Here is a 19605-nt window from a genome sequence, read left to right as displayed (position 1 = left end):
GAAAGTGAATTATCAAAATATGATTAAAACTTGAAAATATTGATTTTGACTCTGTTTATATTCATTCATTGCGAATGAAAAAAGCTCTCCCACACACAAGGTGTAAGAGAGCTATTGGATGGCGTTTTCGAATGATTTATTAAGTTTACGGGTATGGCCATTGCATATAGTTGGTTATTAGTCATTGGTCATACAGTAACAGGTAACTTGTCATTGGTTTCGTTTATGTTAGCTTCAAAAAGCTAGTTTTGAAAACAGCACATCCAATTTGATATGAAGTCTCATCGACTCCATACCTATTGTATACATTTCTTAATGATATGAAAAGCTTTGATTCATCAGTATGTACTGTAAGTCGTTCCTAAATAAATTACAAACTCTAATAACGAGCAAAAACTCATGTTTGTTACAAATTTCCGAAAGAATATCAGTGACATTTGTAGAAAAATGTCAAAATTATTTCATGTTTGAATTCGTTTATTCCTGTACATACTTTTCCTATTCTTTATAGTCTTAACCTTGATATATAAGGCTTTATTGATTTTTAACAGATGTTTCCTTCGGTGCATTCGAGCGTATGTTTTTGCTATTTTAATGTATAACAAAAAGTTTTTATTGTCGAAAAATGACGAATGATAACTATGGTAATATACATACATTTTTGTAAGAATTGTAATTAGAGGATGTTAAATAGAAATTTAAGTATTTATTTTACTATAATTCTATTCCATTGAATCTAATAACGTATATTTTTTATGGATATGCATTCGGAGGGAAAAAGGTAGTGAAGAAAGCATTATTATTACTTTTAGCAGTTATGCTAGTTGGATGTTCCGGAGAGGGAGCAGAGAAGAAAAAAGAGGCAGATGTAAAAAAAGAAGATGTTGTAACGAAAGAACCAGCAGAGGAAAAGAAAGTCGTTCCAGTAAAATTTGAAGAGGTTGATCCTGAATCAAAGGCTGCGGTAGAAAAGCTTGTTAAAAAATACAATGTCAAAGTTGATGTAATCAAACAGGATCCAGAAGATCCAATCGAAATAGACAAGATTTCAGAACCAATTACTAGTGAACTGTATAAAGAAGAGAATAATACATTCTCACAAATCTTATTGGAAACTGATTTTAAACAATATAAGGGTCATTATAAAGTAGAAGCTAAATATAACAATGATAAAAAAATAATTGGATATGGTGTTTCTATGGAAGGAGTGCCAGAAAACGAAGTAAATGAAGAGGGTGATGAATGGGGAGAAGGAATTACCTCCGCTATATCAATGGCTGCTATATTAGGAGTAAATGTAGAAAAACTTGGTGATGAATTAGAAAAAGCTGGAAATGAGAATAAAGGTACTCATACTTATACTGATCCTAATACTAATCATAATGTAACTTTTCTTATTGCTGACATGGATTTAGGGAAAATTGGAATTAATTTTGATTTAACAAAGTAGAAAAAAAGCATCCAAAAAGGAGCTGCACTCCAATTGTTAAACTCAATTGGAGGTGCAGTTCAAAAGGATGCTTTTTTATTGCGGCATTTTACGATCTAATTAAAAATAACGAGAATCATCGAAGTTAATTTCAACACTATAATTCTTTGCATTGATCAGATTTGACAATTTATGGGCATCTTTTTCTAGTGTAATAGCACGTTCACGGTACTCATCTGGTTCATACATAGCAATTTCATAAAGCATTGTAGTTTCACCATACCCCGTGCGTACACTCTCTTTTTCATGCGTACTAAACTCTTTGCAAAGCTCGACTTCTGCACGGAGTTGTGTAGCGAGTTCAATCGCTTCAACTAATGCTAGTTTTTCCCCTTTAAAGTCTACTAAGTTTTTTATATTTGCTTCATATACTAAACGATCCAATGTACGAACATCGAGACGTACTTGAGCCAATTCAGCTTCAATTACTGTCATTGCGCGATTGCTTGTTTTAGGTGCTTGTCCTTTTTCAACAGTTACAAAAGCGCTACGTTCTAATTCGTCAATAAGCTCTTGAACTTTTTTTCCTAAAATACTTTTTAGCTTAACTGCTTCTGCAAGATTAATCATGAATACACGTCCTTTTACATTGTTGTAGATGGTGCTGCGTTTGTTAATAGGGCCATTTTATAATCGCCACCATGAACTTGGTTAAACATCTTACTAGCAGAGGTAAGAAGCTCTTTCGCATTTTCTTCTGATAATGATGGACGAAGGTAAAAAATATGTAGAGCCTCGGTCGTTTCCTCTGAAACAGATGTACGTTTAGAATCAACAAATGGTGACCCAAACGCTCCCTCAGCATCACAGCTATATAGGATATTTTTTAATGCATTAAAACGTCCATTTAAACCTTCATAGCCAGTATCCTCTTTGCCAAGTGCGATTTCTATATTTCCTTTTAGTTTAGCCATATCATATAAACCTACTGGAATCTCATATTGGAGGGAGAAGAAATTATTTAAATCAACACCTGAGTGAAGGGGTGTTAAATAATTTTGCTTACTAATTCGGCGCATTAAGCTTTCTGCTGCGTGACGATAGCGGTTCGGATCTGCGCCAAGCTTTTTCCATAGTTGTCGCCATTCTGCGATGCCCTCACGTTGCGTTACAGGACGATCTTGCATTTCTAAAAAGAGATTTTCCTGATACAATTGCATGCGGCCTTTAATCATTTGAGGCGATTCTGCAACGACAATTTTGGTATAATGAATAATGCCGATTTTTAGCTCGGGATGTTGTTTCAATAGAGATTGATTAATTGAAATGTCCATAAAACATCACCTACTTTATCTATTTCTATTATTGTATCATGTAAGGAGTTGGAAATGAAATGAACATACATGACCTACAACGTGAATTTGTGGCGTATGCAATGTCCATTGGTGTAGACAAAATTGGCTTTACAACAGCAGCTCCATTTACAGAATTAAAAAATAGACTGCGCCGTCAGCAAGAACTTGGCTATCAGTCTGGTTTTGAAGAAAGCGATGTTGAAAAACGTACCGAACCCCTACAATTGTTAGAGGGAGCAGAGAGCATTGTGGCGATCGCTGTAGCTTATCCGTCGCGTATGCAAAATGCACCTGTTGGCAAGAAGGGTGCAAGACGCGGGATTTTTTGCCGTGCTTCCTGGGGTGTCGATTATCATACAGCATTACGTGAGCGATTGAAATTATTATCAGCCTGGCTTGAGGAGCGCGTAGAAGGTGCACGTATTGAATCAATGGTTGATACGGGTGCACTTGTAGATAGGGCAGTTGCAGAACGTGCTGGGATAGGCTGGAGCGGAAAAAACTGCTCGATTATTACACCTGAGTTCGGTTCTTATGTATATTTAGGAGAGCTTATTACGAATATCCCATTTGCACCTGATAAGCCTATGGAGGATGAATGCGGGGATTGCCGTTTATGTTTAGATGTTTGTCCAACAGGCGCTTTAATCGAGGGGGGACAACTAGACTCGCAACGTTGTATAGCCTTTTTAACGCAAACTAAAGGAATGCTACCTGATGAGTTTCGTACCCATATTGGTAATCGTTTGTATGGCTGCGATACATGCCAGACTGTATGCCCAAAGAATAAAGGCAAAATTAATTGGATACATGAGGAATTTAAGCCTGATCCAGAGCTTGCAAAGCCATTACTTGTTCCACTTTTAACGATTTCAAATCGTGACTTTAAAGAAAAGTTTGGACATGTTTCTGGTTCGTGGCGGGGGAAAAAGCCAATTCAACGCAATGCTATTTTGGCACTTGCGCATTTTAAAGAAGAAGCTGCGGTACCAGATTTAGTAGCACTTCTTGAAAAAGATGAACGACCTGTTATTCGAGGAACAGCAGCATGGGCATTAGGTAAGATAGGCGGGGAGCAGGCCCAATCTGCATTACTTGAGGCAAAAGCAAAAGAACGAGACGAGGAAGTACTCGTTGAAATTGATAAAGGTTTATAATTTTTTAGTTAAGGAAGTGTACCGTTATGCCATTGCATATCGTTTTATATCAACCAGAAATTCCAGCGAATACAGGGAATATTGCACGCACATGTGCTGGAACAAATACCTCATTACATTTAATTCGTCCTCTTGGCTTTTCCACGGACGATAAAATGCTAAAACGTGCTGGCTTAGATTACTGGCATAGTGTCAATGTCGTATACCACGATTCGCTAGAGGATTTTTTAGAGGCATCTAAAAATGGCGACGTTTATTTAATTGAGACATATAGTGAAGAGCCCTTTACGACACATGATTTTAGTGATAAAGATCGTGATATTTACTTTATGTTTGGAAAAGAAACGACTGGCCTACCAAAGGATTTTGCGTATGAGCGTCGCGATATGTGCTTACGTATTCCTCAGAGTGAGCATGTTCGTTCACTTAATCTATCGAATACAGCAGCCATTGTTATTTATGAAGCGTTACGTCAACAAGGATATCCAGGATTACATTAAAAAAGGCAGTTCTCTCATAGAGGAGAACTGCTTTTTTTCGTAAAAATGAATCCAAAAGTCACTTTTAAAATTTTAATAAAACAACGATACCTGATGGGTCCTCTGTTTGGAAACCTCCATCTATATTAGTAACAGGTGCACCAATTGCACGAAGATTTTCTTTCATTGTTGCTGCTTGCTCTTCATTATCTAGACGCAGTGAAAATGTTTGTAAGCCAACCTGATTTTCACCAAGCTTTGGTGCGTTTTCAGAGTGCCAAGTGTTTAAACCGATATGATGGTGATAGCGGCCAGTTGAGATGAATAAAGCTTGTGCGCCATAGCGAGTGACAATCTCAAATCCTAATCCTTTCGTATAAAATTCCTCTGTGGCAGCTAAATTAGATACTGATAGATGAATATGCCCCATAACCGTATTACCTGGAAGGCCATCCCATCTACCATCGCCTTCCTCTAATATAGAATGGATCTTAAGAGGCTCAGTCACCATATGCACTTGGTCGAAATGCCAAGTCCATTCATTTTCAGGACGATCCGCATAAACCTCAATACCATTATTATCAGGATCATTTAAATAAAGTGCTTCACTGACATCATGGTCAGACGCTCCAAAGTACACGCCATTGTTATGGAAATGAGTAATGATATTTGCTAAATCACGACGAGTAGGCAATAAAATTGCAAAATGATAAAGCCCGGTTGTTAAGCTCGTTTTTTCTTCTATTGTTTCAGGCTGGACGATTGTCAGTAAAGCTGTTTTACCATCAGCTGTTAAAGTTGCTCTATGTGACTCCTGATGTAAAACTTTAAAACCAATTACCTCCTGATAATAAGTTAATGAACGTTGTAAATCACTCACTTTAATTTCAACATTTGTGACATATGTGTTAGGTTTTTCGTGAAAATGCATAGTAAATTACCTCCGAATAAAAGTTATTATTAATTATCAACTTACTTTATGTAAGTAAGTTTATTTTATAAAGTGAGGAAAGTCAAGTAATTATATTGTTCCAATAAATAAGAAAGGTAACCGAACAGCTATAGGACGTCCTAATGAAAGCACCTAGTCGAAGATGAAAATCAACCCAACGTTATGGTGGTGGGTCATGCAAGGGGAATTTTTTTTGATGAATTTTCACATTGTTGAATTTTTGGATTTCATTTTGTAATGTATGTCATATCAATAAGTTGATTTCCGTTCCGACTGGACGCCCCCAGGAAAGCGCCCAGTCGGAACGGAAATGAACTCCTCGCTTTGCCGAAGAGTCAAACCTTTTTACAATAGGGCACCTTATACCTTTTGCCGTAATAGTTTTAAAAAAACAAAAAAATCACTAAGCACATACTTACGCTTAGTGATTTTCTTGAGGTATTATTTGTCTGATCTGTAGTCGCCTTCGTAACCAGCAGTGAAAATAGCAGTTAAGAATGCTACAGTTACACCAATAATTAATAATAAACTCATGGAAGTACCCTCCTCATGTTTATAAAGACATCTCTTTTTAGTATAGCCTATCTACTATAAAAATGAAACGACGTAGCGGAATAAAATATGTCAGAAATGGTTCAGAAATAACTATTTAGGGAAAACTATAAGAGAGGTGATGATAATGGAAAAAAAGGTTCCAAACATCGAAAACGGTACAATGGCTAGAAATTTTAAAGATTTACAGGATTTAGGGAAGCAGATGGAGCATTTACGTGATGGTCAAGAGCTTATAGAGGACGATCGAATTCCAGACCCTATCCAAGTGGATGATTATGAAGAGAAAGCAGAAGAACAATAAGAAATGACCCAGTAAATTTTCCTGATGTTTCTTAAAACCAATTTTTTGTATAATGGAACTAGGAAAAGAAAGGGGTTGTTATTCTTGAATTTACAATCAACAAAAACATTAACAAACGGTGTGGAAATGCCTCGCTTTGGCTTAGGTGTTTATAAAATGACAGAGCGTGATGAGACTTTGCAGGCTATTGATAAAGCTCTTAAATATGGCTACCGAGCTATAGATACGGCTTCGCTTTATGGTAATGAGGCTGAGGTGGGCGAAGCTATTCGTCATGCAGGCGTTAAACGTGAGGATATTTTTGTGACGACAAAGGTTTGGAATAATGACCAAGGTTATGATGAAACATTACGAGCTTTTGAAGTATCTTTGAAAAAGTTAAATATGGACTATTTAGATTTATATTTAACGCATTGGGCAGTTCCTGAAACATTTGAAGAGACGTATAGAGCAATTGAGCGTTTATATGATGAAAAATTAATTCGCGCAACAGGGGTCTCAAATCATCATGAGCACCATTTACAAAAGCTATTAGCTAAAGGAAATATTGCACCAATGGTCAATCAAGTAGAGGTGCATCCATATTTACAGCAAGATGCATTAAGAGCATATTGTAGTGAGCATGGAATTGCTGTTACAGCATGGTCTCCATTAGGTCGCGGTGGTGTGCTTGATAATCCAACGATTGTGGAAATTGGTCGCGAAATAGGGAAAACAGCTGCTCAAGTAACTCTACGCTGGCATTTACAAAATGACACACTTATTATTCCAAAGTCTGTAACACCAAGTCGTATTGAGGAAAACGCACAGATTTTTGATTTTGAATTGACACTAGCACAAATGGATAAAATAGCTACAGTAAATCGCAATGAACGATTTGGGCAAGACCCAGATAACTTTAAATTTAATTTTTAGTGCAATAGAAATCCCGCTCTCTACATAGAGAAGCGGGATTTTATAAATTATTTTTTTGATTCTTTTACAAAAGGAACGTAGTTAGAAAGCATTTTTGCCATATGTGCACGTGTTGCGTTGTTACCAGGCATAAATTTGCCGTTTGCGCCGCTAACAATCTTTAAGTCTTTCAGAAGTGCGATAGCATCTTGTGTTTCAGTGTCGTATTTAGAAATATCACTGAAATCAGCTTTTAAACCTGTTTTTGCGTCATGTTGTAAGTTATACGCACGAGCGAACATTAATGCAAGTTGAGCACGAGTTACTTTTGCATTAGGATTGAATTTACTACCATTCACACCTTTTACAATTCCTGCTTCAGCAAGTGCTGTAATTTCTTTTTGTGTTTCAGCTTTTAAATTAGCAATATCCGAGAATGTTGCTTGACCTTTCGCTTCAAGCTTTAAGGCACGCGTGATAAATGATGCAGCTTGAGCACGAGTTAAGTTTGCGTTTGGTGAATAGATTGTTGCAGAAGTACCGTTTGTTAAATCACGGTAATAAAGATCGCGAACATAGCCTTCTGTTTCTGATCCTTTTATAATATCTGTAAATGGAATTGTTGCAATAATACGTCCTTCTACTTTTGCATCAACTTTTTTCAGTGTATTTAAGTGTTCGATAAACATTTCATAGTCAATCGTACCAGGTTCACTTACACGGCCGTCTTCATAAACTTTTTTCAGTGTATCATAGCCGTCTCCACCTTTAGCAGTGAAAGTGTTTGTTGCAGCTTTATAATAGGCTGCTTTATCTAGTTCTTTACCATTTAATTTAATAGATTTGACACGTTTACCAGCAGGTGCCTTTCCATCAAATTCTACTTGTAAACCAGAGAAGTGTAAGAAGCCACCAAATTCTTTAGGGAACTCTTTCACACTATGCTCAGCAATTTCATAGATTTCAGCACCTTTTAATTTTACGATGCCAAGTGCATTACCGAATGGCATGACTGTCATAACTTCACCAACAGTAATATCTCCTGCATCAATACTTGCGCGGATACCACCACCATTTTGGAAAGCGAATTGTACTTCAGGGTCAATTTTTTTAGCACCAGCAAGCATACCATCAGTAATTAAGTTACCAAGGTTTGTTTCTCCAGCACGAACACCCCAAAGATTACGACCGCCATTTAGCGGTGAAACAGCTGTATTACCTGTTGATTGATTTAATATTTTCGAGATCTTCTCTTTATATGGAGCTAAAAGTGCTGTAGCTTCAGCGTCAGCTTCTACAGGCTTTTCTTTATCATTTAGAGCATGTAATTGACCGAAGTAGTCAACAACAGCACCGTTATTGTCGAATGTTAAGTCTAATTCACCTAAATTTTCGCTATATTGACCTGTTTGAACGATAATTGTAGGGTTCTTAAACGATGTTTCAGCTTTCACAGGCTTGTCTAATTTTGTATGTGTATGGCCACCTACGATTACATCAATGCCTTCTACAGCTTTCGCTAGTAATTGATCATTATCCCATTCTACGGAGTCATCGAAGCCTATGTGAGTTAATGCTACAATTTTGTTAACACCTTGTTTTTCAAATTCTGCTACTGCTTTTTTCGCAGAATCGATATAGTTCGCAAATTTCACGTTAGCAACGCTTGAAATCGAAGGTGTTTCTTCTGTTGTTAAACTGAAAATACCTACTTTTTCTCCGGCGATTTCTTTAATAATACCGTCATAAATCTTACCGTTTTCAAAGTCTTTAGTGACTGTTTTGAATTGTAAGCCGTCGAATAAAGAATCCTTTGAAAAGTCTAGGTTACTCCCCAATAATGGGAAATCAGCCCCCTTAACGAATTTAGCAAGTGCAGCATGTCCTTCTGGGCTTGATCCTAAATCGAACTCATGGTTACCAAAAGTCATGGCATCATAACCCATTAAGTTCATTAACTTCATATCAGCTTCTCCAGCAAATTCGTTAAAGTATAAAGTACCAGAGAAAACGTCACCAGCATCTAAAAGAAGTGAATTTGCATTTGCAGCACGAAGTTCTTTTACTTTTGTTGCACGCTTTGGAGCATCCTCAGCGTGTGCATGCGTGTCATTTGAGTGTAGAACTGTTAATTTGAAACCATCTTTCGTAGCAGTTGGTGTTGTTTCCGCTGCATGTGCGGCAAAACCGGGTGTAGCTAGTAAACTCGCAACTAGAGTTGTTGCTGCAATACTTTTAACCCATTTCATCAATAAATTCCCCCTTATATTAGTCAGATGACTGATATTTCACTCTAATTCTATCATGAAAGAAATCTATCGTCATTACCAATAATGGAAATGCATATTAAATTTGCTGTAAAAAATAGATGAAAGAAATGTAAAACAATATATTTATACTTTTTTTGGGATAAAAAGTTAATAGACTTAAAGTAAAAGGCATTTTCATAACGGAAATCAACTTATACAAAAAAGGTATAAAAAAATGCACTTCCGATTGTTAGCTGGAAGTGCAGTGCAAATTATTTCTCGTCCTTTACAACAATCTGCTTATTTAAAAATGGATGCTCGAATTCCAATTGAATAGCGTGAAGCTCGTAATCATCACTTGCCGTTTCTCTTGCTCCATACATTGTATCGCCAATAATCGGATGACCGATATGTGCTAAATGTACGCGAATTTGATGTGTTCTCCCTGTTTCAAGAATTAGATGGACAACACAAGAGCTTTTATAGCGAGCTACAACTTCATAGTGTGTAACTGCATGCTGTCCAGTTTTAGAAACGACACGTCTTGTAGCATGATGTCGGTCTTTCCCGATTGCTTCAGAAATTGTGCCAGATGAAGAACGTAAATTTCCTTGCACTTCTGCAGCGTATGTTCGAATAATTGATTTTTCCTCAATCATACGGTCAAAGATTGATTTTGCTAAAGGATGTTTTGCTACAAGTAACAAACCTTGTGTCCCTCTATCTAAACGATGAACATGCTCCGCATATGTCCCGCCTTGCTGTTTAATATGAGCCATAACATGATTCATACAAGTATGAGTATCACGCTCATCATTTGGATGTGTCGACATGCCTTTTGGTTTAGAAACGATCAAACAATGGTCATCCTCATAGACGACATCAATTGCACAAACCGGTGTCGGTTGATAATTGGATGTCGGAATCGGGAATGTAAATTTTATGATTGTTCCTTTTTGTAGTGGATCTTTCCACTGAATAGGCTCTCCGTCAACAGTTGTGATAGCCTTCGCCATTCTTAGTTCATGGACTAGCTTTTTGCCAAGTCGCCAATGATTGCGTAATAGGTCCTCGACTGTCAAATCATTCGTATTTATTTCATAGTGAAACATATATCTTCCTCCGTAGAAAAGACCGTATTCCATTTGTAGAACACGGTCTAGAAATTAATTTGCTGCTTTAGCAGCCTTCATTACATAGAAGCTTGCCCCTGCAATTAAAATAAATGCAGTTAACGCTAAAAATGGGATTGTGATAAAACCTAACCAGTTGATATATTGACCAGTACATGAAACAGCACCACAAGAAGGTGCAGTTTCAGCTAAAAAACTAAGCTTTTGAATACCATAATGATAAAGTGATATACTGCCTCCCATAATGGCAAAAACAGCAGTTGTTACAGCAATACGTGCATTTTTTTGGATAAAGGCAATCGTTGTCATAATGACAATTGGATACATGAAAATTCGTTGGTACCAACACATTTTGCAAGGTTCATAATGACGGATTTCTGAAAAGTATAAGGAACCCAATGTTGCAACAACAGAGACAATCCATATAAATAATAAGCCATTCTCTACTTTTTTAGACATATAAGTTCTCTCCTTAGTATAACCATGTACTTGTTCGATTATAGTTGTTCTAGTTTTATATGTAAATTAACTTACCCAAAATAAGGTGTATTCACCAAAACATTTGGTTGATTTCCGTTCCGACTGGCGCTTCGTTCAACTATCGCTGATCCCCAAGGAGTCGCCCAGCCTCCACTCCAATCAACTTATTTACATAGTATACGATTTTAACATAAGTCATCCACAACTTTTGATGATGACCCAAAATAAGGTGTATTCTATCAATTATGCCTCGGCATAATTGCGTCAGGCACAGATAAATTGCAACAGGACGTGGCGTTCTTAGACGGAGTTCTTCTATTTCAGCAAATGTCTATTATACCGAAAGCGTAGCGACAGGTGTAGGTGTTAGGACACCCATTGAAAAGTTGTTTAAAACTGCATTCATCTCATCACCTATAGAGGTGGGAGACTTCGCCGAAAGAAGATAAAAAATTTCAGTCTAAAGTATGAATTGCTTAGGCATACGTTCTAGACTTTGAAATGTTATCATTAAATTAGCGATGCCAAAGAAGAGGTGTTTTTGTGAGGGAGAATGATCATTCTAATATTGGTATTTTAAAAGAGATCGCAGAGTTATTAAACGAAGAAACTGAAATTGTGTCGATGTTAAAAGGAGCACTTGTGAAATTTTTAAATGGCACAAATTTTGAAACAGGCTGGATTTTTTTTATCGATGAAAAAGGGCGATCAGAGCTTGTTGTCCATGTCAATTTACCAGAGGCTCTAGAGTATAAAAATTGTCATTATTTAAAAAAGGGAGGCTGCTGGTGTGTTTCCCGCTATCGTAATGAGGAATTAAAGAAAGCTTCTAATATTATTGAATGTCAACGTATTGAAAGTGCAATTGAAGCAAATGTTGGTGACCATGAAGGCATCACACATCATGCAACGGTTCCGCTTCAATCAGGGCAAGAGCGTTTTGGTGTCCTAAATGTTGCATCAAAGGATACCGTGCGTTTTTCAGAGGAAGAGCTAGCTTTACTTGAATCGGTTGCATTTCAGATGGGGTCGGCAATTAAGCGTATTTTGCTGACAAAGCAGGAACAAGAAATGGCACTTGTGAAGGAGCGCAATCGTCTAGCCCGAGATTTACATGACTCTGTCAATCAGCTACTTTTTTCGGTTACATTAACGGCGAGAGCTGGTATTGAAATGACAAATGATTGTGATGTGAAGGAAACATTTAAGGAGATTCAGCACTTAACACAAGATGCCTTAACAGAAATGCGTGCTCTCATTTGGCAACTCCGTCCAAAAGGATTAGAAAATGGTTTACTTGAGGCGATAAAAGTGTATGCTGAAATGCTTGGCTTAAAGCTTCATGTAACGGTCTCAGGTGTACTACAATTCCCATCACGTATCGAAGAAACATTATTTCGGGTAGCCCAAGAAGCACTTAATAATGTTCGTCGTCATGCAGGAGTTCTGGAGGCTGCACTTTATATTACAGTTACTTCTACAGATATTTTACTTGTTATTCGTGATGAGGGACGAGGCTTCGTCATCGATCATAACACGAAGCTACTTTCGATAGGCTTGCAATCCATAAAGGATCGTGCAAAATCAGTTGGTGGCAAAGCTGACTGGGTTAGTGAAATTGGCAAAGGAACAGAGCTGTTAATCCGCTTGCCATATTAGGGGGGAAGAGTATGATACGTGTTTTAATCGCAGATGATCATCATGTAGTACGGCGGGGATTATTATTTTTCTTAAAAACACAGAAAGATATTGAAGTTGTAGGAGAAGCAAAAAATGGACTTGAGGCAGTAGCTTTAGCGGAAAGTATACAGCCAGATATTATACTCATGGACTTAGTAATGCCTGAGATGGATGGGATTCAGGCAACGAAGCGCATTAAAGCTAAATTTCCGCAAATAGAAATTTTAATGCTGACAAGCTTTTCAGACCGTGATCATGTGGTGCCAGCTATGGAGGCAGGAGCTGCAGGCTATCAATTGAAAGATATTGAACCTGATGAGTTAGTATTGTCCATTCGCCGTATTATGCGAGGCGAAAATACATTACATCCAGAAGCAACAACGACTCTGGAAATGGACCGACAAGAATCTAAAAATGCACCTCATGTTTTAAATCCACTAACACCTCGTGAACAGGATGTGCTTGCAGAGCTTACAAAAGGGAAAAGTAATCGAGAAATTGCGTCCTCTTTATTTGTTACAGAAAAAACAGTAAAAACTCATATTTCTAATATTTTTACGAAGCTACAGGTGCAGGATCGTACACAGGCGGCTCTTTATGCTGTCAAGCACGGACTGACAGAGGGTAGCGGTGTTTAAAAGATAATGAATGTAAACGGCGGGTTGCTACAATTTATAGCAACCCGCCGTTTTTGTATAAGAAGGTGTGGAATGTAAATCAGGAAGCACCGATGATAAGTACCTAGGTTGTTTTTTCTTATATTGTAAATATAATTGAGTAAGGATTTGGAAGTTAAACGATGTAATTAGCAATGGGGGAAATAGGGCTTAGAGTAAAGGAGCACAAATATGAAATTAGAGCGGCTTTTAACGATGACGATGATTTTAATAAATCGTAAAAAGGTGACAGCCCAGGAGCTTGCCGATTTATTTAATGTGTCAGTTCGTACTATTTATCGAGATATTGAAACATTGAGCTGTGCAGGGGTTCCTGTTATTAGCCAGCAGGGTGTTCATGGTGGAATTAGTTTAATCGATGGCTATCGTGTTGATAAGCAGGTGTTGACAAAGGATGAGCTTACATCACTTTCTATTGCCATTAAAAGTGCACTAACAACATACGAGGATTCACATGCCGAAGCAGTACTTGAAAAATTAACAGGTGTTGCGGATGAGGAAGTAAAACAATCGATTGATCAACTATTTATTGACCTTAGTCCTTGGGGACCAAATGTTATTTTCAAGGAACAAATTACTTTATTAAAGAAAGCAATTGAACGCGAACATTGTGTAAGCTTTACGTATTCTACTACACATGGTCATATAACAAGACGATTATTAGAGCCGCATACTATAGTACAAAAGGGAAAAGTTTGGTATGTTTATGGCTATTGCACATTGAGAGAAGATTTTCGCTTATTTAAAATTTCAAGAATGAAGGATATACAAGAAGAGGTGACGACTTTCCAGCGCAGGGAAGTCAACTTATCTGAACTCCCATGGGATAAAGAGTGGCATCACCCTCAAAATGTAGTAAACCTTTCGTTATCTTTCGATTGTGCGATAACGACATTAGTAGAAGAATCATTTGGCGCTGAGCATGTAGATAGTGGAAGTTCTACTATCAACATTGCATTGCCTGAGGATGAATGGCTATACGGCTTTCTTCTTAGCTTTGGCCATCGTCTAAAAGTTTTAGAGCCACCTCATATACGTGAAATTGTATTAATGCGAGCAAAAGAAATCGTAGCGTTGTATAAATAAAATGAATTGATGACATACAGTTGTCAGGTTTCCTTTGTTATAGTCATTACAAACAGGACGAAGGGTGGATGTAATGATGCAAAGTTATTGTCAAAGCTGTGGAATGCCATTAGTGGATGAGGCATTATTTGGTACAGAAAAAGAAGGAAACAAAAGTGAGGACTATTGCACTTATTGTTATGAAGTAGGAGAGTTCAAACAGTCAAATTTAACTGTTGAAGAAATGATCGAAACTTGTGTCCCACATTTAAAGAAAGATGGTATGGCTGAAGAGGAAGCTCGCCAAATGTTGACGTCTTTTTTACCAAGCTTAAAGAGATGGAGAAAGCATGATATACAAGAACCAGTTGTGACGAATAAAGAATCATTTCAAATTGTAGGGATTTCAGCGCGAACAAGCAATGCGAATGAAATTACCGCTCAAGCAAAAATCCCACAATTATGGTCGGATTTTTATCAGCAAAATGTTGTAGGGCAGGTAGTTAATGCAGTAAATCAAGTAACGTATGGCTTGTATTCTGATTATGAAACGGATGTTAACGGAGAATATTCCATTTCACTTGGGGTGGAAGTAGTTGCTGCCGACGAAATTCCTGAAGGTATGTTCGTTAAAACAGTGCCAGCTGCTAAATACTTAGTTTTCACTTCTGATAAAGGTCCATTTGAAGAAGTTGTCGTAAAAGCATGGCAGAATGTCTGGGCTTGGTTTGCAAGCTCAGATGTAGAGCGAACATACACAGGTGACTTTGAAATGTACGATGAACGATGTGCCAACCCTAAAGAAGCTCAGGTCGATATTTATATTGCCATTAAATAATAAACAAATTAAACCTCCTATCTATGATAAATAGGAGGTTTCTTTGTTTATATTGAAATTTTTTTTCATTTAAAATGGTGTAAAAACATACGCTTCCATTATTATGTTCCAACCAATCAATTGGTAGGAGACTTGTCGTCATTTGCTAGAGGATTTACTTCTATTTCAGGCTCAATATGCACGAGTACCTGACAGAAGGGATTTTCATGAGTAACGGTTTTTTCAATCTCTTCCGTGATTCGATGACTTTCAAAGACATTTAAGTAAGGATCAACAGTCACTGTTACATCTATAAAATACATATTGCCGTGAGCTCGGCCCTTAAAGTCCAAGAGCTCGATTACTCCGTCAACATTACGAATTAAAACGGATAATGTTTCAACTTCTTCAACATCAAAGGCATCCGTGAGGCTTTGAACGGCCTCCCAAAAGATTTCTACAGCTGTTTTAATAATAAGAAGTGCGACGAGTAGAGCTGTTATTGTATCGATAATGGGGAAGCCAAAAATAGCGCCAAAAATCCCAATTGCTGTACCGATACTAACAAGGGCATCTGAGCGATTATCATAGGCTGCAGCCTTAACAGCAGCGCTTTTTATTTTTTTTGATAGTGCCAAATTATAGCGATACACGATATACATCACGATTGCACTGCCGATTGCCACATAGGCTGTTAATAATGATGGTGCTGTGCCAGTTGGCTCCCATAGATTTTTTAGCGAATTGATGAGTACCTGTAAGCCAACAATTAGCATAATAAACGAAGCAACAAGTGAAGCGACGGTTTCGGCACGTAAATGTCCATATTGGTGATTAGAGTCAGGTGGCATTTGAGCAATCCGTAATCCAATTAATACCGCAATGGATGCGATAATATCAGTAGTATTGTTAAGACCATCTGCTTTTAATGCTTCTGATGTTCCGATATAGCCTATCGTTAGTTTTATTGAGCTTAGTATTATATACGTACCAATAGATAACCAGGCACCTTTTTCCCCTTGACGTAAATTTGTATAGAGCTCCATTTTGTTTCCTCCTAGCAAAACTTTATGGCATTATAAAACGACTCCCTTATCGTGTAAGGGAGTCGTTTTTAGCGTAAATATTTTTTTACTTCAGTAGAAGCTCTTGCCATTATAGGCTGTGAGCAAAATATTAGTTTTATACTTGATCAAACAATCGCGACATCAATCATACCACTGCAATTAACCTCTTTCAGCGGTTGTCCAAACATCCTCTGAAAGAGTGGAACTCAGGTTTTGTGTATGTACAAAGCCGAATCCAATACAATTATGCCAAGGCGTAATTGATTTTTAGTCATTTACTTCACCGTTGTCATTTGATAAATCACGTTCAGGTAATTTCAGAACTTCTAAGTATAAAATATGGTGACCATCTAATTCTTTTGCGATAAATTCATAACCTTGTTCTTCAATACTGTCTCCTTCGACCGCATCAAAGCGTTTCGTCATGAACCAACCACCGATTGTATCAATATCATCATCTTCTATGTCAGTACCTAGCATATCATTAACACTTTCAACTAGCATCTTCGCATCTAAAATAAAGTGATTTTCTGCAATTTCCTGAACCTCTGGAATTTCATCTTCATCGAACTCATCTTGAATGTCGCCGACAATCTCCTCAATAATATCTTCAATCGTAACTAGACCAGATGTTCCGCCATATTCATCCATTAAAATGGCCATATGAATGCGTTCACGCTGTATTTTTAATAATAATTCGTTAATTTGCGTTGTTTCCATTACGCGAATAATTGGCTGCATATAATCAATCACTGGTTTATCGCCATTTGCTGGGTCTTTAATGTAGGCGGTTAATAAGTGTTTCATATTGACTAAGCCGATAATATGGTCTTTGTCACCATCGATAATTGGGTAACGGGTATATTGCTCAACGCCCATTAAATCGAAAACTTCTCTAATTGTTAGTTCTTTTTCAATGCCGACGATTTCAGTACGTGGGACCATGATTTCTTTCGCAAGACGATCAGAGAACTCAAAAATACTGTTTACATATTCATATTCTGAAGTATTAATTTCTCCACCCTTTAAACTATCCGACAAAATCATACGTAACTCTTCTTCAGTATGGGCTACTTCTGATTCTGACATCATTTTTAAGCCGAAAAGGCCAGTTAAGGCACGTGCTGATCCGTTTAAAAGCTTAATGATTGGATACGTAATATTGTGGAATAATACTAATGGGCCAGCAAGGTTTAATGTTACAAATTCTGCTTTTTGGATGGCAAGTGTTTTTGGTGCCAATTCCCCTATAACTACATGCATAAACGTTACAATTGAGAATGCAAGTATAAATGAAAGGACAGTAGTAAAACTTTCACTCAAATTTAGAAATTCAAACACTGGATTCAATATAATCTTAAATGTAGGTTCACCAAGCCAACCTAGACCTAAAGCAGTGATCGTAATACCTAATTGACAAGCTGATAAGTATTCATCTAAATCTGAAACTACACGTTTTGCATTTTTTGCTTTTTTATTGCCTTCTGCAAGCAATTGATCAATTCGCGTAGTCCTTACTTTAACGATTGCAAATTCTGTTGCAACGAAAAATCCTGTCATTATTATTAGTAGGGCAAATGCCACCAACCTTATGGTTATTTCCATTATGTCTCCGTCCAAATAATTCCTTTGTTCCCGCCCGAATGAGGGAAGGAAGCAAAGTGTACACCTCCTATGATTTGAAAAATTGTTGAATGATTTAATCATAAAATATTTATATGGAAAACACAAATATTGACAACAACTTTTTTTAGTTAATTTTCTCACGATATATAAAAAATATATAATTTCAAACACCAACAGATTGAAAATAAAAATTTGTTATGCTAAATTTAAATGTAGCAAAGAAGATAGTTTGTTTAGAGAAAGAAGCATTTACATCTCATATAAAACGACACGTCAAAAATCTCAAGAGTGCTTACTTGCGGATTTTTTTAAATGAATTATTTTTAATAGCAACAAAAACGAAGCCATCTCATGCAAATGAGGTGGCTTCTTTGTTTAAAAAAATAAAAATAGTCAAGGAAATCAATGAGGATGTTAATGAGAAATAGGCTTTTAAAAGTGACGAGGTTGTACATTTGTTGTTGCCACCGCTACGATAGCACCACGCTTTCGCACAGAGTGCCATCCCTGAAAATATATGCTTAGTAAAGAGGTTGATCTTCGTTACGACTGGGCGACTCCTTGGGGATTAGCAATATAGAGGAACGAAGGCTAAAAGCATCACGTCCTGTGATAACGCCTTCGTGACCAACATCGTGCTGCTGCCGCTACGTTGCACTCACGCTTTCGCGCAAAAGACATCTGTTGGCCCGAGACCCTGCAGCGCAGCGAAGCGGCTCATCGGACGCCCCCAGGAAAGCGCCCAGTCGGAACGGAAATCGACCCCTTTTCATGCCAAAAAGCGATACTACTATAACACTTTAATGTCAAAATAGTTTTCAACAAAAAAAGAGCCATTTTCGTATGAGATGGCTCCTTCTTCATTATTTAATTATTGTTGAAAGCGTAATTCAAGCACGCTTTTTCCACATCGTGTAGCGTTTCTTTTACCGGGATTTCACCTGAATAAAGAGAAATTGTAATAGGTGCTTTTTCTGCTATACCTTGTTTTGTCAAAATATAATGATTGCCCTTATATGTTAAAAACATATTTTTTACAGGTCTTTTTCCGAAAGTACTAGTAGAAGAATCGAAAAATCCTTTTAATTGACTGCAGTATTCCGTGTAGAAATCACTTTTAAAGCCAGAAAGAGCTTCGAATTTTTTACTATCAATAACTTCAGCCTCATTCGCTAGCTCGAAAATTTTAGCTGAAAATTCGGAAAAAACTTCTTTTACTTTTGCACGAATTAATGGTTTTGAATTATAACTGTTTATGTCATCAGAAAGAGTGACTTTACTCATAGAAATAGCCTCCTGCATAAAATCCCTTTAATACATGATAACATAAATGTATAAGAAGGATAAGGGAATTTCAACATATTTAAACAATTATAAGCTAATAGCAGTGCTAGAAATAGTGAAAAATAGGTATATTTATACAGTGTGTGTGTTGAAAAGTGTTACTTTTATTAATCGTAAACATGGTACAACATAAGCTCGTGAATCATTTTTTTTACTTCCTCTTCGTTAGGAGGGATAGAGCCTTTCCATTGTATAACGCCATCTTTTAAGTACTCCCCTGTATAACGTTCGCGTTGATAAAAGAACGAGATGGACCAACCTGGAAGCTGAGAATTTTCAAATAAAGGCTTAAAGCTAAAATGCTGAATCATAACCAAACCCCATTTCTTATATATGTAGTTAATA

19 protein-coding genes are annotated in these 19605 nt (G+C 37.1%); 9 read left to right on the top strand and 10 right to left on the bottom strand.

Annotated features, from left to right (window positions below; translation table 11 throughout):
• Window positions 1–784 precede the first annotated feature (784 nt).
• The gene (locus ABE34_RS03545) at window positions 785–1450 is read left to right on the top strand and encodes a hypothetical protein (protein WP_197140524.1); all 666 of its coding nucleotides are present in this window, start codon (window positions 785–787) and stop codon (window positions 1448–1450) included.
• 99 nt (window positions 1451–1549) lie between these two features.
• Here ABE34_RS03545 and ABE34_RS03540 read toward each other — a convergent pair whose 3' ends face one another.
• Both ABE34_RS03540 and ABE34_RS03535 read right to left on the bottom strand, forming a co-directional pair.
• Entirely contained in the window at window positions 1550–2059 is a 510-nt protein-coding gene (locus ABE34_RS03540) for a hypothetical protein (protein WP_197140523.1), read from the bottom strand.
• A 14-nt stretch (window positions 2060–2073) separates the two neighbouring features.
• On the bottom strand, window positions 2074–2763 hold the full coding sequence (locus ABE34_RS03535) for a B3/B4 domain-containing protein (protein WP_197140522.1): 690 nt from the start codon (window positions 2761–2763) through the stop codon (window positions 2074–2076).
• Between the two features lie 59 nt (window positions 2764–2822).
• On the opposite strand from ABE34_RS03535, the gene queG reads away from it, so the two are divergent.
• Together queG and trmL are read left to right on the top strand one after the other, a co-directional pair.
• Entirely contained in the window at window positions 2823–3941 is a 1119-nt protein-coding gene (gene queG, locus ABE34_RS03530) for a tRNA epoxyqueuosine(34) reductase QueG (protein WP_197140520.1), read from the top strand.
• A gap of 26 nt (window positions 3942–3967) precedes the next feature.
• Window positions 3968–4441: a tRNA (uridine(34)/cytosine(34)/5-carboxymethylaminomethyluridine(34)-2'-O)-methyltransferase TrmL gene (gene trmL / locus ABE34_RS03525; RefSeq protein WP_053485736.1), complete on the top strand. Its 474-nt coding sequence runs from the start codon at window positions 3968–3970 to the stop codon at window positions 4439–4441.
• A gap of 64 nt (window positions 4442–4505) precedes the next feature.
• On the opposite strand, the gene ABE34_RS03520 is transcribed toward trmL, so the two are convergent.
• The gene (locus ABE34_RS03520; RefSeq protein WP_197140518.1) at window positions 4506–5351 is read right to left on the bottom strand and encodes a VOC family protein; all 846 of its coding nucleotides are present in this window, start codon (window positions 5349–5351) and stop codon (window positions 4506–4508) included.
• Window positions 5352–6051: 700 nt separating this feature from the next.
• On the opposite strand from ABE34_RS03520, the gene ABE34_RS03515 reads away from it, so the two are divergent.
• A complete protein-coding gene (locus ABE34_RS03515; protein WP_170939047.1) occupies window positions 6052–6228 on the top strand; it encodes a hypothetical protein in 177 nt (58 codons plus the stop codon).
• An 84-nt stretch (window positions 6229–6312) separates the two neighbouring features.
• Window positions 6313–7143, top strand: a complete 831-nt coding sequence (locus tag ABE34_RS03510; RefSeq protein WP_276569477.1) for an aldo/keto reductase — start codon at window positions 6313–6315, stop codon at window positions 7141–7143.
• Window positions 7144–7190: 47 nt separating this feature from the next.
• Here ABE34_RS03510 and ABE34_RS03505 read toward each other — a convergent pair whose 3' ends face one another.
• The 3 genes from ABE34_RS03505 to ABE34_RS03495 all read right to left on the bottom strand — a co-directional run bounded on the left by ABE34_RS03505 (window position 7191) and on the right by ABE34_RS03495 (window position 10963).
• Entirely contained in the window at window positions 7191–9371 is a 2181-nt protein-coding gene (locus ABE34_RS03505; protein ID WP_197140514.1) for a 5'-nucleotidase C-terminal domain-containing protein, read from the bottom strand.
• A 272-nt stretch (window positions 9372–9643) separates the two neighbouring features.
• Entirely contained in the window at window positions 9644–10483 is an 840-nt protein-coding gene (locus ABE34_RS03500) for an RluA family pseudouridine synthase (protein WP_197140512.1), read from the bottom strand.
• Window positions 10484–10537: 54 nt separating this feature from the next.
• On the bottom strand, window positions 10538–10963 hold the full coding sequence (locus tag ABE34_RS03495) for a disulfide oxidoreductase (RefSeq protein ID WP_079563298.1): 426 nt from the start codon (window positions 10961–10963) through the stop codon (window positions 10538–10540).
• Window positions 10964–11527: 564 nt separating this feature from the next.
• Here ABE34_RS03495 and ABE34_RS03490 point away from each other — a divergent pair.
• The 4 genes from ABE34_RS03490 to ABE34_RS03475 all read left to right on the top strand — a co-directional run bounded on the left by ABE34_RS03490 (window position 11528) and on the right by ABE34_RS03475 (window position 15244).
• Complete coding sequence (locus ABE34_RS03490) at window positions 11528–12643, top strand: histidine kinase (protein ID WP_197140510.1); 1116 nt, start codon at window positions 11528–11530, stop codon at window positions 12641–12643.
• 11 nt (window positions 12644–12654) lie between these two features.
• On the top strand, window positions 12655–13302 hold the full coding sequence (locus tag ABE34_RS03485; RefSeq protein WP_132364071.1) for a response regulator: 648 nt from the start codon (window positions 12655–12657) through the stop codon (window positions 13300–13302).
• A gap of 210 nt (window positions 13303–13512) precedes the next feature.
• Window positions 13513–14427 carry a helix-turn-helix transcriptional regulator gene (locus ABE34_RS03480; protein ID WP_197140509.1) on the top strand — a complete coding sequence of 305 codons (915 nt, stop codon included), beginning with the start codon at window positions 13513–13515 and terminating at the stop codon, window positions 14425–14427.
• Window positions 14428–14500: 73 nt separating this feature from the next.
• On the top strand, window positions 14501–15244 hold the full coding sequence (locus ABE34_RS03475; RefSeq protein ID WP_241747042.1) for an effector binding domain-containing protein: 744 nt from the start codon (window positions 14501–14503) through the stop codon (window positions 15242–15244).
• A 116-nt stretch (window positions 15245–15360) separates the two neighbouring features.
• On the opposite strand, the gene ABE34_RS03470 is transcribed toward ABE34_RS03475, so the two are convergent.
• The 4 genes from ABE34_RS03470 to ABE34_RS03455 all read right to left on the bottom strand — a co-directional run bounded on the left by ABE34_RS03470 (window position 15361) and on the right by ABE34_RS03455 (window position 19571).
• Entirely contained in the window at window positions 15361–16269 is a 909-nt protein-coding gene (locus tag ABE34_RS03470) for a cation diffusion facilitator family transporter (protein WP_197140507.1), read from the bottom strand.
• 288 nt (window positions 16270–16557) lie between these two features.
• Entirely contained in the window at window positions 16558–17895 is a 1338-nt protein-coding gene (locus tag ABE34_RS03465) for a hemolysin family protein (protein WP_197140505.1), read from the bottom strand.
• Between the two features lie 888 nt (window positions 17896–18783).
• On the bottom strand, window positions 18784–19200 hold the full coding sequence (locus ABE34_RS03460) for a hypothetical protein (protein WP_197140503.1): 417 nt from the start codon (window positions 19198–19200) through the stop codon (window positions 18784–18786).
• Window positions 19201–19367: 167 nt separating this feature from the next.
• Window positions 19368–19571 carry a YheE family protein gene (locus tag ABE34_RS03455; protein ID WP_197140501.1) on the bottom strand — a complete coding sequence of 68 codons (204 nt, stop codon included), beginning with the start codon at window positions 19569–19571 and terminating at the stop codon, window positions 19368–19370.
• Window positions 19572–19605 lie beyond the last annotated feature (34 nt).

The sequence above is a fragment of the Lysinibacillus sphaericus genome (assembly GCF_015844675.1).
GTDB lineage: Bacteria > Bacillota > Bacilli > Bacillales_A > Planococcaceae > Lysinibacillus > Lysinibacillus sphaericus_E.
Note: the sequence above shows the minus strand (reverse complement) of the source record. Positions and strands in the feature narration are given on the sequence as shown.